Genomic DNA, 679 nt, shown 5'->3' with positions numbered 1-679 from the left:
GCATTGATGGACTACCTGCGCTTATCAATTAGCAGTATATCATAATGGGGCTATCTATTCGTTTGTCAAGAGTGCGTGAGATAACGACATTTTATTAAGTCAAGATAGCCGTTGTTAGACCTACAGCTTTACTAGTCCTCCTGATAATAAATGCATGAATTTAAAATAGTTATGTAATCGTTTGCCTATTGGTGATGCGTTTGAAATAATACCGCGCTATTAGTGTCTGTTTGATAGTCAATCATGGCACTACTGAGTCAAATTATTGACTCCTTTTTTACAAATATTGAGACAAAAAAAGATATGATCGAATTTAAAGACGTAGGCGTGCGCCGTGATGGTCGTGAATTATTTTCAGGGGCAAGTTTTCAGCTGCACCCTGGTCACAAGGTAGGCTTGACGGGTAATAATGGCACAGGCAAATCAACTTTGTTTGCTCTACTACTTACGCAAATGGGTACAGGCGATACCGAGGTCACGCTTGATAAAGGTGAGGTGAGTATCCCTGATAGCTGGCATGTGGCGCACATGGCGCAGGAGGTTGGCGCTAGTAGTCAGACGGCGATTGATTATGTCTTAAGCGGTGACGAGCAGTGGTATGGGATTAACGCGGCGCTCAATGATTTAAGTACAGTTAGTGATGAGCAAATCGGCGTTTTGCATCAGCAGTTCGATGAGA

At 42.7% G+C, this 679-nt stretch carries 1 protein-coding gene; it reads left to right on the top strand.

The window, feature by feature from the left end:
* Positions 1 to 303 precede the first annotated feature (303 nt).
* A partial coding sequence (locus ACTXGO_RS15595) for an ATP-binding cassette domain-containing protein (RefSeq protein ID WP_443575161.1) occupies positions 304 to 679 on the top strand: 376 nt, incomplete at its 3' end.

This window comes from Psychrobacter sp. T6-1, assembly GCF_052258445.1.
Note: the sequence above shows the minus strand (reverse complement) of the source record. Positions and strands in the feature narration are given on the sequence as shown.